The following is a 13,939-nucleotide window of genomic DNA, read 5'->3' on the forward strand; positions in this document are numbered from 1 at the left end:
ACTCCTCTTGATCCCCCACGCCACCGCGTTTGAACGCGAACAACGAGTTCACTATCAATCGCCAACACGCGTTCTCTGAAAGGAAACGACAGTATGTCCAGCGACAACTCATCACCGACCCTTTGGAAAGGCGACCTTCCTAAGATTGGCATCCGTCCCACAATCGATGGTCGTTTGGGCGGTGTGCGTGAATCGCTCGAAGACCAAACGATGAATTTGGCCAAAACGGTCGCTGAGCTAATCGCGTCAAACGTGCGATATCCCAACGGTGAACCCGTCGAGATTGTGATCGCGGAAACCTGCATCGGGGGCGTCGCCGAGGCGGCCGCGTGCGACGATCTCTTCCGACGTGAAAACGTTGGCGTCTCGCTTACCGTGACACCGTGTTGGTGCTACGGTTCCGAAACCATGGACATGGATCCGCTGCGTCCGAAAGCCGTGTTCGGTTTCAACGGCACCGAACGCCCCGGTGCCGTTTACCTCGCCGCCGTGCTAGCCGGACACACTCAGAAAGGAATCCCCGCGTTCGGCATCTACGGCCGCGACGTCCAATCGGCGGGTGACTCGAACATGCCCGCCGACGTGACGGCGAAAATCCTGGATTTCGCGCAGTGCGGTTTGGCCGCGGCGTTGATGAAAGGCAAATCTTATCTGTCGATGGGCGGAACCTCGATGGGTATCGCCGGATCAATGGTTGATTTCTCATTCTGGGAAAAATGGCTGGGCATGCGTGTCGAAGACATCGACATGAGTGAGTTCATCGGACGGATGAACAAGGGCCAATACGATGCATCGGAATACGAAACCGCTCTGGCTTGGGTGAAAGAGAATTGCCCCGAAGGCGACGACTACAACAGCGACGACACCAAACGCTCGCGAGAACAACTCGACGCGGAATGGTCGGATTGCGTGAAGATGGTCCTGATCGCCCGAGACCTGATGGTCGGCAATCCGAAGTTGGCCGAAATGGGACTCAAGGAACAGGCCCAAGGTCACCAAGCCATCGCGTCGGGCTTCCAAGGCCAACGTCAATGGACCGACCATTTCCCCAATGGCGACTTCATGGAAGCCATCCTTAACACCTCGTTTGACTGGAACGGCAAACGCACGCCTTACATCGTTGCGACCGAAAATGACGGACTCAACGCCGCGACCATGTTGTTCGGACACTTATTGACCAACACCGCCCAGGTTTTCGCGGACTTGCGGACCTACTGGAGTCCCGATGCGGTTGCTTCCGCGTGCGACGGCTACCAACTCGAAGGTCACGCATCGGACGGGCTGTTGCACCTGATCAACTCGGGCCCCGCCGCACTCGATGGCACCGGACGCCAACGCGATGCGGACGGAAAACCGACGATGAAACCGTTCTGGGAAATCAGCGATGAGGAAGTCAAAGAGTGCCTCAAAGCGACTTCGTGGCACCCTTCGATCACGGAATACTTCCCCGGCGGCGGCATGAGCAGCCGATTCGCGACGTTGGGCGGAATGCCAGCAACGATGACCCGGATCAATTTGGTTTCAGGGCTCGGACCGGCATTGCAAATCGCCGAAGGACACACTGTTGAGTTGCCGAACAACGTGCACGACACGTTGGACATGCGAACCAACCCGACCTGGCCGACGACTTGGTTTGCACCAACGGTCACCGGTCGCGGTGCATTCACGTCAACCTATGATGTGATGAACCGCTGGGGTGCCAACCACTGCGTGATGACGGCCGGACACGTCGGCCACCTATTCATCACGTTGGCGTCGATTTTGCGAATCCCGGTTTACATGCACAACGTCGATGAGTCACGTGTGTTCCGCCCGAGTGCCTGGAACGCTTTCGGTACCGACAACCTGGAATCGGCTGACTTCCGCGCATGCGAAAACTTCGGCCCTCTCTACGGCCGCGCATAGTGACATCCGTCACCAGCTCGTTCCGGTGACGTTCTATCTACTGACAATTTCCTAGGTGCAGGCTCCAGCCTGCCTCTCGTAATAAGATCCAATGGCTCCTCAATCACCTCAAACTGACCTGCTCGAACTGTCTCATTTCCTCGGCCAAGAAGACCGCGACCTCGCGATCCTGGGGGAAGGCAACACCTCGGCCAAACTCGACGACGAGACGTTCCTCGTCAAAGCCAGCGGCAGTTGTCTGGAGACGCTTGGTCCGGACGACGTTGTCGCCTGTCGCTTCGACGCGCTGTTGCCGATGCTCGACCAAGACGACCTGACCGATCAACAGATCGAAGATCATTTGCTCGCGTGTCGTGTCGACACTCAGTCAAAGAAGCCGTCTGTGGAAACATTGTTTCACGCCTACCTCCTGACGCTGCCCGAAATCAGTTTTGTCGGGCACACGCACAGCATCCCGGTGAACCAGATTCTCTGCTCACCGTTGGCAGAACAGTTTGCCTCGAAGAAGCTGTTCCCCGATGAAATCGTATGCTGCGGCGCCCGATCGGTGTTCGTGCCTTACACCGATCCGGGGCTGCGTCTCTCGCAAGTCATCCGTGAAAAGACGATCGCATTCATGGACGAATTCGGTGCCCCGCCGCGAGTCATCTTGCTAGCCAACCACGGCTTGATCACGCTCGGCAAAACACCCGGTGCGGTGAAAGCGGCTATGTTAATGGCCCACAAATCCGCAGAAATTTTCGTCGGCGCCGCTGCCATGGGCGGTCCCGTTTTTCTATCCGATGAAGATGTCGACCGGATCGCCAATCGGATCGACGAACACTATCGCCAACGAGCACTCAAGCTATGACCAGTCGTTTCTATGTTGCGTGTGATTTAGGTGCAGAGAGCGGCCGCGTGATGCTGGGCAGTGTCACCGACGGCCGATTAGTACTCGAGGAAGTCCACCGTTTTCCAACGGGTGCCATCCGAATTCAAAATTCGCTTCGTTGGAACATCCTCGGGATCTTTGAAGAACTCAAAGCGGGGCTTCGTAAGATCGCCGCTCGTGGTATCGAAGTCGCCTCGGTGAGCGTTGACTCCTGGGGCGTCGACTACGCACTGTTCAATGAACGTCAACCGCTGCTCTCGCTGCCGTACCAATACCGCGACGCGAGAACGGAAAAGCGATACACCGACGCGTTAGAAAACGTCGGGCGTGAAAAGATCTTCGCGGAAACTGGTATCCAGTTCATGTCGATCAACACGCTCTATCACCTGATCGCGGACGTGGAGGAAAACCCCGATGTCCTTGGCATCGCAGATCAATTCCTGAACATCGCAGACTACGTCAACTATCTCTTCAGCGGCGTGGCGCGAGCCGAAGTCAGCTTGGCGAGCACGACGCAGATGTACAACCCGAACACGAAAACCTGGTCCGATGAACTGATTCGCCGGTTCCACCTGCCCGAACGCTTGTTCCCGCCGATCGTTCAATCCGGAACGACGCTCGGACCACTGACAACGGAAATGGCCAGCAACACGGGGCTGACCGGCGTTCAGGTAATCGCGACCTGCTCGCACGACACCGGGGCCGCCGTCGCCGCCGTGCCCGCGGAATCAAACGATCACTGGGCTTACCTGAGTTCGGGAACCTGGTCGCTGATCGGTGTCGAATTGCCGTCGCCGTTGGTGAACGAAACGATTCGCGAAGGCAATTACACGAACGAGGCAGGATTCGGGGGAACAACCCGTTTCCTCAAGAATATCGTCGGACTATGGCTCTTGCAGGAGTCGCGTCGGGCGTGGGCACGACAGGGCCACGAGTACGATTACGCGGAAATCAACGCGATGGCCGAGTCCGCCGAACCGTTCCGCAGCCTGATCGATCCGGACGACCCTCGCTTCCTCAGCCCCGAGGACATGCCCGAGGCGATCGCCAGCTATTGCCGAGACACCGGGCAACCAGAACCTTCGTCGCCTAGTGAATTTACACGATGTATTCTCGAAAGTTTGGCACTACTCTACAGGGAAACACTCGACACTATCGAACGTTTGACCGGACGCACGATCAAGACTTTGCGTATCGTCGGAGGAGGCAGCCAAAGCGGATTACTGAATCAGTTCGCCGCTAACGCGACGGGACGAACCGTGTTGGCGGGCCCCGTGGAAGCCACCGCGATCGGCAACGTCCTGATTCAGGCGGTTGCCCTCGGCGATTTGGAATCCCTCGCCGCCATGCGTGATTTGGTGCGAGATTCGTTCCCCATCGACACCTTCAAACCGTCCGAAAGCCAGCAATGGGACGACGCTCAACAACGATTCGCAAAACTACGCGACTCGAAAAAACGCGTCCGACCAAAACGCGAGAGTGTATTTCAGAACGAGGAATCACCACGCGCCCACCGCTGCCAAACGGTGGCCCACGTTCTCGCGAACGTAGCGACCTTTACGAACCTACGTCGCTCTCACTATCGCGTGAACAAACACGACAACGAACGAACAACACCGTACATCAAACAACAACACAATTAGCGGAGGAAGGATCAGCGGCAAGAAGCACGAGACGAAATAACCGAGGACAGTACGAAGACTCGCAAACCCATCGAACGCGTCACTCAGCAACTCTTTTCGCTTCTGACATGTGAACGGACGGATGCTCCAATGGCATTTCGACAACGGTCGCGACTCCAGTGGAAGTGGTACAATCGAGACTCTTGCTTCCGTTCGCACAACCCGAACCGAGGCGTTCCATGCCGTTGATGTGCGATGTCCCAAAGACGCTTCTTTTCGTCGTCAACGGCGGTTCCCCCAAATCCGCAGAGATCCCTAGCATGCACCCACCTCGCCCCTTGATCCATCCGCGCGACGAAATCACGCAAACGATGAGCCGCATTTACGGCTATCGCATGACGACAACGTCCGGCGGCAACCTATCGATCCGTGATGAGAACGGTGACATTTGGATCTCTCCGGCCCGTGTCGACAAGGGGAATCTGACTCGAAACGATATCGTCTGCGTCCAAGCCGACGGCACTATTGTTGGCCTGCATCCGCCTTCGTCGGAATTTCCATTTCACAAAGCAATCTATGACGCCCGCCCCGATATCCGGGCCATCGTCCACGCTCATCCCGTCGCTCTGGTCGCGTTCAGCATTTGTCAGGCAACCCCGAACACCAAACTGTTTCACCAAACGCATTCGGTCAGCGGGTCGGTCGGCTTCGCACCTTATGCCTGTCCCGGCAGCGAACAGCTCGGCACAAACATCGCCGCCACGTTTGCCGAAGGATGCGACAGCGTCATTTTGGAGAATCACGGCGTGGTAGTTGGCGGCGATTCGCTCCCGTGTGCGTTCCAACGTTTCGAGGCGTTCGAGTTCGCCGGCAAAACCCTGATCAAGGCTCAACAACTCGGCACGGTCCGCTATCTCGACGGCGAACAATTAGAGATCGCTCACAACCGCAGCGTCGACTTACCCACCTTCGAACCCGACACCGCAAAACCGGACGAGAGAGAGCTACGGCGCCAATTGTGCGAGTTCGTTCGACGTGGTTGCCGGCAACGGTTACTGATCAGCACCGAAGGCAGTTTTTCGGCACGATTGGACGATGACTCTTTCCTGATCACACCTACTCAAAAAGACCGCGAAGGCCTGAACATTGACGACATCGTCTTGGTCAACGGCGGTCAACGTGAACTGGGCAAGAAAGCCAGCCGTGCGGTCCTCGCTCACAAAGCAATTTACGACAGCGATCCCGCGATTCAAGCAATCGTGTTCGCTCACCCGGTCAACGCGACCGCGTTCAGTGTCACGGACGTGGTCTTTGATACCCGCACGATCCCCGAGAGTTATGTCTTCCTGCTCGACGTGGCGCACGTTCCCTACGGCGTGCAATATCTCGCCGATGGCAGTATCGCAAATTTCGTATCGTCCAAATCGCCCGCGGCGATCTTAGAAAACGATGGCGTCGTAGTGGCGGGCAAGAGCATCCTCGACGCGTTCGACCGACTCGAAGTCCTCGAGGCTACCGCCGAAGCGGTCATCAACGCCGGCTCCGTCGGAACGGTTTCGGTCATGCCGGACGCCGTCATCGCGGAACTGCGATCAGCATTTAATTTGGGTTAAACAGGCCCACGTCACAGGTTATCTCGCTCCCGCCTGCTCGCGATCAATCACCTCAAACAACTAGCGAAACTGATTCTTCGATATTGGAACCACAACATGCTTCAACAACACCTTTCGAAATTGTGCCTCGTCGGCGTTCTCCTGATACCGACGCTGCTTCCGGCGCAAGACGCGACCAACACTCGCTCGCGAAGCATGGACGAGATGTGGGGCGAACGCGTGGTCAAACTGCGAGCCGAAAACGCCAACCGCGGTCAGTTGTTCGACGAAGGCAACTACGCGATGTTCATCCACTGGGGCCTTTACTCGCAACTCGCCAACAAGGTTGACGGGAAGACCTATTATGGGATCGGCGAATGGATCATGAACAAGAACATGGCCGGCATCCCCAAGGATCGCTACAAAGAATTGGCGGGCACTTTCAACCCGATCGATTTCGATGCCGACGAAATCGCCGGCATCGCGAAAGACGCGGGCATGAAATACATCGTGATCACCGCCAAACACCATGACGGCTTCGCGATGTATCACTCCAAAGCGTGTGACTTCAACATCGTCGACGCCACGCCATGGAACAAAGACCCGATGAAGGAACTCGCTCGAGCCTGTCGGGATGCCGGACTCGGTTTCGGTTTCTACTATTCGCACAACCAGGACTGGACCTTCCCGGGCGGTGGCGGCGGACCGGGCAAAGATGAAAACGGCAATCGCGCGACGTTCGATGACTACTTCAAGAAAAAGTGTTTGCCGCAGGTCCGTGAGATCACGACGGAGTACGGTCCAATTGAGATCGTTTGGTTCGACACGCCGGGCAAGATGCCAAAAGAGTATGTTGAACAACTCGTCGAAGTTGTCCACGAAAACCAACCACACGCCATGGTGTCTGGACGCGCCGGCCACGGTTTGGGCGACTATCAAACGTTGGGCGATATGGAAGTGCCCCGACATAACATCGACGGCATGTGGGAAAGCGTCGACACGACGAACGATTCATGGGCCTATGCTTGGTACGACGAATACTGGAAATCGCCTCGCGAAATCCTCAAACGCTTGCTCGCCTGCGTCGGCCGCGGCGGAACCTACATGCTCAACGTCGGCCCGCGCGGCGATGGCACGATTCCCGAACGAGCCGTCAAAACATTGCGGATGTCGGGCGAGTGGATCCGCCGTTACCCGCAGGTCGTCTACGCCGCCGACGCTTCACCATGGCAACACGCCTTACCGTGGGGCGATGTGACTGGTCGCGACAACACGCTCTACCTTTGTGTCTTCGATTGGCCCGCATCGGGCAAACTGCATTTACCTAACTTGAAAACCGAAATCAAATCCGCCTCACTGCTCCACGGACCAAAATCGGATGCGATTGAATCCAGCAAGCAGGGCGATCACGCGGTGTTCACATTGCCTCCTCGTGCCCCCGAAAAACTGGTTTCCGTAATCGAGGTCAAACTCGCCGGAGCGCCGGTTGTCGATCCTACTTGGGCGATCGATCCGAGTGTGGAAACCATGCTCTTGGCCGAATTCGCTGACGTCTCCAACGCGAAAAAAGAAGAAAAGCGCTGGATGGAGAAGTTCGGTGAATGGAAAGGCGTCGTCCACGCATTCGATTGGGATACCGACGGCAAGGCATCGTGGACGCTCGATGTGCTGCAACCCGGTGACTACAACGTCGAACTGACTTACTCCGGCGAAGGCAGACTCGTTTGGGAAGTTTCGGTCGAGGGTGGCGAAACAATTCGTAACCAGCAAAACTCGTCGCACAACTATCAACTGTTCCCGATCGGTTGGATCAATTTCCCGTCCGCCGGTCGATACACGATTGATGTGAGGTGCTTGGAAGGCGAACTCGAGACCGCGAGCCTCAAGTCGATCCATTTCGCACCGGCGTATTGAGCGACGGGGAAGGCGAACCAACTTGGAAAGCTGCTACAATTTTCCAGCTCGTTCCACCGAGAGTTTGCTTCACACCTTCCAATGATTGTCACTCGTGCCCTTCCGATTTGAAAACAGCTACGCTCGCCTGCCCGCCACGTTTTTCGAGAATGTCGTTCCCACTCCGGTGAAAAACCCGGAGCTGATTCGCGTGAATCGGGAACTCGCCATCGAACTGGGCATCGATCCTTTGCAATTGGAATCGAATTCAGGCGCCGAGATTCTCTCCGGCAACCAAGTCGTCGAAGATTCCACGCCGATCGCGATGGCCTATTCCGGGCACCAATTCGGTGGTTTCTCGCCGCAACTCGGTGACGGGCGTGCGATCCTGCTCGGCGAAGCTGTCCGCGATGACGGCGTGCGTTTCGACATCCAACTCAAGGGTTCCGGGCAGACGCCGTTTTCCCGCCGTGGCGACGGACGCTCCGCACTCGGGCCGGTGCTACGTGAGTACATTCTCTGCGAAGCCATGGCGGCTCTCGGCGTCCCCACGACACGGGCACTCGCGGCCGTTGCCACCGGCCAACCTGTTTACCGAGAAGGCCCCGTCCCTGGTGGCGTCTTCACTCGTGTCGCGAGCTCGCATGTCCGCATCGGCACGTTTCAGTGGTTTGCCGCGCGAGAAGATGACGCGAACGTAAAAATCCTCGCCGACTACGTCATCGATCGTCATTACCCCGACGTGAAGGAAGCGGACAATCCTTATCTCGCGCTGCTCGACGGCGTGATCGAGCGCCAAGCCAAACTGATTGCGCACTGGATGCAGTTGGGATTCATTCACGGTGTGATGAACACGGACAACATGAGCGTCTCGGGCGAAACGATCGATTACGGCCCGTGTGCCTTCATGGACGAATATCACCCCGGCAAGACATTCAGCTCAATCGATCATCAAGGCCGATACGCCTACGCCAATCAGAGCCCCATCGGACAGTGGAACCTCACTCGATTTGCCGAAACCCTCCTTCCCCTACTCGATAACGATCAGGACACCGCAATCAAGAAGGCCGAGAGTTCTCTCGACAGGTACCCCGACATTCATCGGGCCGAAATGCGTCGCCGATTTTACGCAAAGATCGGCATCGCCGAAGACAACAACGACGACGATAATGCCAGCGACTGGGAATTGGTCGACACGCTACTCACCACGATGGCCGAAAACCACGCCGACTTCACGTTAGTGTTTCGTCATCTCCCCGACGCACTCGAACGCGACAACGCGGAACCGGTTTCCAAGTGGTTTGACCAACCGGATGCGTTCACGAAATGGTTTGATAATTGGCGTTTGCGGATTCCTGTTCCGGAGCGTGAAGCCGCGGTCAAATTAATGCGGACAACCAACCCGATCTACATCCCGCGAAATCACCGTGTCGAACAAGCGATCGCAGCCGGATACGAAGGCGACTTCGAGCCCTTCCATCGCTTGGTCAACCTACTGAGAGCTCCGTTCACCGAGCAACCCGAGCACGCCGAATACGAACATCCGCCCAAACCGGATGAGATCGTTCACGCGACGTTCTGCGGAACTTAGCGAGATTGTCGCAAATGACGGGTTAAATCCGGCGTCTCTTCGAATTCAGTTTCAATTTGCGTCCCCGAATTCGCACGCGGCTGTTTCATCACGGATTCGGACGACTTAACATAGCTGTTAAATCGCTATCGTTATTCGACACTGAGGGGCCGTTGATGCATCGTTTCGCCATTATTGCCGCGTTGCTGTTCACGTTTATCGGAATCGCACCTGCCCAAGCGCAGTTCAACCCGTTCGGCGGACTCCAACAACAACTCGACGAACAGCGTCGTCGGATGGAGCAGTCGTTGCGGGAAATGGACGCGAAAAGCCGAGAGATGCAGGACCGGATGAGGAACCTGCCCGGGACTCCATTCGGTAACAACAACCCGCCTGCCTCGGCAATGGCAGACAACGAGCCGGAACAAACGAGTGGGCTGCGTTTATCTCGAGGTTCGATCACTCATTCAAACGGGGAATCCGTCCTCGTCCGTGACGAAGAGGGAAACGACGTCATCGGCCGGTTGCACGTCAGCGTCGGAGAGACACGCGTGGTCCTGATGCCCGACGGACGTTTGAAAACATTCTCGATCGACGAAACTCGGGAGACCGACCGTCCGTTTGTACCAATGGAGATGGATGCGATCGAAGCGAAACTGCTTCGTGATCCCAAACTCGCCGGGTTCAAGACGATTCGCAGCCGGCGATTTCTTTACCTTTACAACAGCAGCGAGTTGTTCATTCGCTCATCGCGTACGATTTTGGAATCCATGTATCCCGCCGTGCGGAGATACTTCGAACGTTCGGGGATCGACGTTCACGAACCGGAGTTGCCGTTGGTCGTGATCGCCTTTGCCACCGATGAAGAATTCCAAGAATACCGTCGCATGCCGTCCGGCGTCGTCGCCTATTACGATTCGGAAACCAACGCATCGCTAATCTATGAACGTTCGGCATTGTCGACTCATGCACCCGAGATCGCCGTCAAGAATGCCATCTCGACGATCGCTCACGAAGGTGCCCACCAAATCCTGCACAACATTGGCGTGCAACAACGGCTTTCCAAATGGCCGCTGTGGCTGAGCGAAGGGCTCGCGGAATTCTACGCTCCGACATCCGTCCAAAAAGGCATCCGTTGGAGTGGACTGGGGTCATCAAACCAATTGCGAATGATGGAAATCTCCCGTGACTGGGAAGATAAAAAGCCACGCGGTTCCGGTTCGACGATCCGTCGCATCACGTCCGCGGATGAACTCGATTCACTCGACTACGCCTACGCGTGGGGATTGATCCACATGCTTTCGCGACGACATCAAAAAGAACTCTTCGCTTGCATTCTCGATTGCAGCAAACGCCGTCCGCTGGAGGGTATCGAAGGGCTGTCCGTCCCCGTTGAATCACCGAGCGAAATGTTTACGAAACACTTTGGGGAAGATTACGGCGACACCGAACAAGAAATGAACAAACATCTCCTCAGTCTCAACTACGTCGACCCGGTAAAGAACCAAACTCATTATCTCGTCATCTCAGGCAGCTCAGTATCACTGACGAGTTCCCCAGAAATGGTCAAAGACCTCAGGCGTCGTTCAGCAGGAAGATTCCAAGTCCGAACGTTCCCAAACCGAACACTAGCCGAACGCGCCATGGCCGCCATCACCCGCTGAGCAAGCGACGAGAGACGAGAGACGAGAGACGAGAGACGAGCTTCTAGCTTCTAGCTTCTAGCTTCTAGCAAACCTGCAACCCGTCACCTCCCCCGCCCGCCCAACTTCAACTCAATCGGCCAACCGTCAAATTGCCGATACGGCGTTAGCATCCTCGCGTTGCGATCAGGCCAGCATTCCAAGATCATTCGGTCGTTGGCAGTATCGATGCGGACGATTCCAAATCCCTCTCCCTGATGGATACGGTAACGCGTTCCGACACCTGCCTCACGTTGCTCGGGCGTGAGCACAAACCGTGAGGGACTCGTGTTCTTGTATCCCGGCATGTCTTCTTTCGGACCGGGATTGGCGACAGCGTACGTTTCGAAATGATTTCCGAATGCATCATTGAACTCACCGATATAACTCGGCTTTCCTTCCCACGGACCGCCACCAAGGTGTTCTTTCTCGTTCGGGTAAAACCATCGCCACCAAATACAGCCTCCCGCCGGTTGGCAGAACTGGTAAACGCCGTCCTTAGACGTCGGTGTATTCATGCGAGTGACCGACGCGAGGTGTTGATCCCCCGTAAACAGAAACGCGCCCGCTCTGCCGAACAATTCCACCGCCCGGTCGCGTGCCGTTTTAGGCCAACCGTTTGAATCGCGATCGGCAAACAGTTTCCCGTTGCCGATCGTGTTCAGCGTGACATAGTTCGTTTGACTAACGATCACACGTGCTTTCGAGGGATTCGGTACGTCGGCCCATTCGCTCAACATCTTCAATTGGGTGTCGCCGAGCATCGTCGGTTCCACTCCCGCGTCCACGCTCGGCAACGATGATTTGAACTTCCGATCTTCGAGCAACGCGAAATCCACGCCACCATAGCTGAACGTGCAGAAGTAATTCGTGATGCCACTGTCGCTGGGCCCTGGACTGTACGCGTCCGGATTGTGGCCACACATCGTACGCTGGACCATGTTGACGAAGTATCCGCTCTTGATGTAACCGCCACCTTGATCCCAACCCTCGGTCATCAATCGGCTGCCATCGCCCCACAGGTTAGGGTGCCACACATCATGATCGTCGGTCTGGAGCAAACATGGCACACGCGACGTCACGTTCTGAAACGACCAATGCCAAATCAGCCATTTGTAGAGATAGTCTTCCACCGGCATTGCGTCAGTCATGTCGATCGGCGTCGGCCACCATTCGTACAATTGGTCACCGGTAAAGAAGACGATGTCCGGTCGTCTTTCTATCAAAGGTTCCGTGATTCCACCGAACGGTGCCCATTGATTCGCCGGACTCCAAACACCAATGTATGATTCCCCCGGTTGTAGCAATGACTTGTTCGCGAGACTCTTACGCCCGATGTCTCCCGTACACGAAACACCACCGACAACCAATTCGCGATCAACCGGTTCAGCGGGCACAAAGAACCGATAAGGTTCCGCGTCTTTGGGACCGTGCAGCATCACGACGCGAAAGTTCGCCGGTGCGGAGTTGTCGTAATCCTTAATTCGCAACAACGCGTAATAGTCGGGTTCACTGATTCCGATAGGTCGCGAAACCTTCTTCCACGAACCGTCCGTCTGCTGTTGCTCCAATTGCACGCCCGTTCGCGTTCCCTTTCTTGATTCGGTCGCCGCATGGATCGACTTGCCAACCGACATGCACTGCACCCCTACCTTCAAATCGCCTCCGGCCACCGAATAAAGAACCCCCGCAATCGGTCCGTAAGCTCGTTCGGGGTGCGAGGCAACGCGTTCACCGACTAATCGCACGCGAGTGAATTGATGGGGTGATTGCAGCGTGCCATCCATGCTGATGATCGCAACGTTCCCTACCAGACGTTCAGCGGGGACTTCTGTTTGCGTCTGCGCAATCGAAATTCCGTTTGTTCGCAGCGTTGCCGTCAACGAGAACTTTTCCGTGTCGAGCCTTTGCCCTTCAACAACCAGCGTCATGCTCGATCCCGACTTGACGGTCGCAGGCAATGAGATTTCCGCTATCGGGACCGGAATTTTGACCTCCGCGTCGCTGCCAAAATCACGAATGCAAAGTTTCTTAGTAGACCATGCGACATCAATTACAAATCCGCCTCCCAATCCAGGAACGCCCTGAATCATCGACGCTTGTTTGTAATTCAGTTTCCCTTCACCACCGCCTAACAGCACACCCATGTGCCCGTTCGCGGCTGCCCGAAAATCCAACTCCACTTTGACGTGATCACCGCGAGGGTCCACATCGTGGGTCAACACGTGTGCGGTCCGCCAATCCCTGCCACCGTATTCATAGGCACACTGCAATTGCCCATCGACGACAGACCAATCTTGCAGCCGATTGGCCCAAATCTCCCTTCCGGGCCACCGCCGATCCTCCACCCCCTGCCAATCAATCTCAGTGGACGCAGCCTCAGTCGGCACCGCGGAAATTGCGAACGTCGTCGATAACAGCAACAGCCAATAGAAATTGAAAGTCCATCGATTAACAAACATGAGACAATTTAGAGGATAAGAGAAAACAAAACACATCGGTGCAATTTCCGGCGTCAGGTTCACGATCGCACCGGCATTCGTGTGGGCGCAATCACACGCCGGTGATCGGTGCCAATCATAGTCGATTCCGGGCACCCAATTCCGCGACGTCGCAATCGTCTCCCTGACACCTCGTGCTAGAAAATGCTCACTGGCCAACGTACAGTAACTTTGTTCAGCTAGGCACCGCTGAATCGTTAAACGCACGGAACCGTCGTGACGCGTCTGACGCAACACGTTAGATCGGGAAGAATTCAATCGGCGAGTTACGCCGTCCGATTGCTAGCGTTGATTTACGTTACC

At 56.1% G+C, this 13,939-nt stretch carries 8 protein-coding genes; 7 read left to right on the forward strand and 1 reads right to left on the reverse strand.

Features of this window, described 5'->3' with window-relative positions; genetic code table 11:
- The first annotated feature begins 93 nt into the window (after window positions 1-93).
- From FHS27_RS24555 to FHS27_RS24585, 7 genes are all read left to right on the forward strand, one after another.
- Window positions 94-1,905, forward strand: a complete 1,812-nt coding sequence (locus FHS27_RS24555; RefSeq protein ID WP_184308037.1) for an L-fucose isomerase — start codon at window positions 94-96, stop codon at window positions 1,903-1,905.
- Window positions 1,906-1,996: 91 nt separating this feature from the next.
- On the forward strand, window positions 1,997-2,755 hold the full coding sequence (locus tag FHS27_RS24560; protein ID WP_184308039.1) for a class II aldolase/adducin family protein: 759 nt from the start codon (window positions 1,997-1,999) through the stop codon (window positions 2,753-2,755).
- The gene (locus FHS27_RS24565) at window positions 2,752-4,419 is read left to right on the forward strand and encodes a rhamnulokinase (protein ID WP_246420803.1); all 1,668 of its coding nucleotides are present in this window, start codon (window positions 2,752-2,754) and stop codon (window positions 4,417-4,419) included. The genes FHS27_RS24560 and FHS27_RS24565 overlap by 4 nt, the downstream gene beginning before the upstream one ends.
- A 218-nt stretch (window positions 4,420-4,637) precedes the next feature.
- Window positions 4,638-6,011 carry a class II aldolase/adducin family protein gene (locus FHS27_RS24570; RefSeq protein WP_390854467.1) on the forward strand — a complete coding sequence of 458 codons (1,374 nt, stop codon included), beginning with the start codon at window positions 4,638-4,640 and terminating at the stop codon, window positions 6,009-6,011.
- A 96-nt stretch (window positions 6,012-6,107) separates the two neighbouring features.
- Window positions 6,108-7,904 (forward strand): alpha-L-fucosidase, encoded by a 1,797-nt coding sequence (locus FHS27_RS24575; protein WP_184308041.1) that lies wholly within the window; start codon window positions 6,108-6,110, stop codon window positions 7,902-7,904.
- Window positions 7,905-7,998: 94 nt separating this feature from the next.
- Complete coding sequence (locus tag FHS27_RS24580) at window positions 7,999-9,474, forward strand: protein adenylyltransferase SelO (RefSeq protein ID WP_315854678.1); 1,476 nt, start codon at window positions 7,999-8,001, stop codon at window positions 9,472-9,474.
- Between the two features lie 155 nt (window positions 9,475-9,629).
- Window positions 9,630-11,117 (forward strand): DUF1570 domain-containing protein, encoded by a 1,488-nt coding sequence (locus FHS27_RS24585; RefSeq protein ID WP_246420812.1) that lies wholly within the window; start codon window positions 9,630-9,632, stop codon window positions 11,115-11,117.
- An 83-nt stretch (window positions 11,118-11,200) separates the two neighbouring features.
- Here the strand turns inward: FHS27_RS24585 and FHS27_RS24590 are convergent, their stop codons facing one another.
- On the reverse strand, window positions 11,201-13,597 hold the full coding sequence (locus FHS27_RS24590; RefSeq protein ID WP_184308045.1) for an alkaline phosphatase D family protein: 2,397 nt from the start codon (window positions 13,595-13,597) through the stop codon (window positions 11,201-11,203).
- Between the last annotated feature and the right edge of the window lie 342 nt (window positions 13,598-13,939).

The organism is Aporhodopirellula rubra, from assembly GCF_014192335.1.
In the GTDB taxonomy this organism is placed as follows: Bacteria; Planctomycetota; Planctomycetia; order Pirellulales; family Pirellulaceae; genus Rhodopirellula; species Rhodopirellula rubra.